The organism is Arhodomonas sp. KWT, from assembly GCF_010993615.1.
Map to the genome: position 1 here is coordinate 1 of NZ_WNXE01000094.1, position 1,922 is coordinate 1,922.

3 protein-coding genes and 1 pseudogene are annotated in these 1,922 nt (G+C 69.6%); 1 reads left to right on the forward strand and 3 read right to left on the reverse strand.

The features are described 5' to 3' along the window. On the forward strand, positions 1 to 447 hold a 447-nt coding region (locus tag G7A99_RS12870), incomplete at its 5' end, for a helix-turn-helix domain-containing protein (protein ID WP_163140720.1). A gap of 51 nt (positions 448 to 498) precedes the next feature. Here the strand turns inward: G7A99_RS12870 and G7A99_RS12875 are convergent. The 3 genes and pseudogenes from G7A99_RS12875 to G7A99_RS12885 all read right to left on the reverse strand — a co-directional run. Then, positions 499 to 780: a hypothetical protein gene (locus G7A99_RS12875; RefSeq protein WP_018716341.1), complete on the reverse strand. Its 282-nt coding sequence runs from the start codon at positions 778 to 780 to the stop codon at positions 499 to 501. Between the two features lie 81 nt (positions 781 to 861). Then, positions 862 to 1,413, reverse strand: a complete 552-nt coding sequence (gene sufT, locus G7A99_RS12880) for a putative Fe-S cluster assembly protein SufT (protein ID WP_163140722.1) — start codon at positions 1,411 to 1,413, stop codon at positions 862 to 864. A gap of 46 nt (positions 1,414 to 1,459) precedes the next feature. Next, a pseudogene (locus G7A99_RS12885) lies at positions 1,460 to 1,922 on the reverse strand (DUF2334 domain-containing protein); the annotation flags it as partial.

A 1,922-nucleotide genomic window follows, 5' to 3' on the forward strand; every position in this document is an offset into this window, starting at 1 on the left:
GCCCAGGCGCTGGAGACCACCACGGTCTGCGAGGTGCCGTTCGAGCGTCTGGAGGCATTGTCGACGCGTATCCCGGGCCTGCAGCGCCAGCTCCTGCGGCTGATGAGCAAGGAGATCTTCTCGGATCATGAGATGCTCCATGCGCTGGCCAACCGCAGCGCCGAGGAGCGGCTCGCCATCGTGCTGCTGAGCCTGTCCAAGCGGTTCGCGCGCCGCGGCCTGTCACCGTGGCGGTTCCGGCTGCCGATGTCGCGTTCCGAGCTCAGCAACTATCTGGGTGTGGCGCCGGAGACCATGAGCCGGTTGTTCCGCCGCTTCCAGGAGCGGGGCTGGATCGCCAGTCACGGCAAAGAGCTGTCGCTGGAGGACGTGCGCACGCTCCGGCATCTTGCCGGGCAGTCCCGCAACGAGGCGCCTGATCGGGACGTGCGCTCCGGCAGGGGGTGAGTACAGGTCCCGGGTGCCGGGCGGGCGCCGCGGCACCCGCCCTGCCTGCGTTCAGGTCTCGCCGCGCATGTAGTGGCGCTCGGCGTGCACGAGGGCCCGGTGCCAGTGCAGCACCGTCTCGTTATCCGGGAAGCGGGCCACGAGCTTCGCCGTTTCCCGGTTGAGCCGGGAGATCTTCGCTTCCTTGACCTCCTCGTTCGGTGTCGCCTGGGCGGCGACCCAGTTCTCCCGCAGCTGGGCGATGCGGGCGTCCAGACCTTCAAGCCCCGACATGCCGGCCACCCCGGCCAGCAGTGCCATGGTGACGAGGGCACTGATCACTGTGCGTTTCATTGCCTGCGCTCCTCCCCTTGCGTCGTCACCCGCCCCGCCTGCAAGGACAACCCCATCGGCGCCTGGGTTCCGTGTCGGCGATCACATCATCCCCGTTTGCAGACGAGCGGCCTCGGACATCATCTCGAAGGACCAGGGCGGGTCGAACACGATCTCCACGGACACGTCCTCCACGGTGGGCACCTGCAGGACCTTTTCGCGTACGTCGTAGGCGAGGATGTCGCCCATGCCGCAGCCGGGGGCGGTGAGCGTCATCTCGATGGCCACCGAGCGGCTGCCGTCGTCGCGGCGCGACACCTGGCAGGTGTAGACGAGGCCGAGCTCGACGATATTGATCGGGATCTCGGGGTCGTAGCAGCGTCGCATCTGGTCCCAGACGAGCTGCTCGACGTCCGCGTCCGAGGCGTCGTCCGGCAGCTCGGGGGCCGCCTCCGGCTCCTTGCCGATGGCGTCCGCGTCCTTGCCGTCGATACGGAAGAGGTTGCCCTGGATGTAGACGGTGTAGCTGCCGCCGAGGGCCTGGGTGATCATGCCCTCGGCACCCTTCGGGATCACGCCGGTGTCGCCGGAGGGGATCAGCGCGGCGTCGCAGTCGCGCTCGAAGACCACGGGTTCGTTGGGTTGCGCCTGCATGACGGCCTCCGCTACCTGAAACTGGACTGGTTTGGTCGGAATTCTATCACCCAGCGTGCGGGTATGCAGAATCCGCTCCGGCCATCAGTCCGTCGTAGTCCAGGGGGTCGCGTACCGCGGCGAGCCGTCGCAGCAGAGTCCCGCGCAGGCGCAGACGGTGATCCCGCGGGTGCAGCGCGATGCGCACCGGTCCCGGCCAGCGGCCGAACACGGCGTCCAGGGTGCCCAGCGCCGCCGCCCGCGCGGGCGTATCCGCCTCGAAACCGATGACCGGTAGCCGCCGCCGCCGACCGGTGCGCAGATCATGCACGGCGGTGAGGGTCTCCAGGTAGCGGAAACCGAGGTCGGCGAGCCCCGTGGGACGGATCGGGCCCAGGGCCCAGGCCGGCGGGACGTACAGGGCCGGGCGGCCGAGGTCGTTGTCCGCGAACCACGTGCGGCAGCGGCGGACCAGCGCACGTATCCCCGCGGCGTCCAGGGCCAGGTGCTCGGCGGCCTGGCGCGAGAGC

Bases quoted from the DNA above. Each gene is read 5' to 3' on its own strand.
- sufT (WP_163140722.1), bottom strand. From the start codon at position 1,413: ATGCAGGCGCAACCCAACGAACCCGTGGTCTTCGAGCGCGACTGCGAC.
- G7A99_RS12875 (WP_018716341.1), bottom strand. From the start codon at position 780: ATGAAACGCACAGTGATCAGTGCCCTCGTCACCATGGCACTGCTGGCC.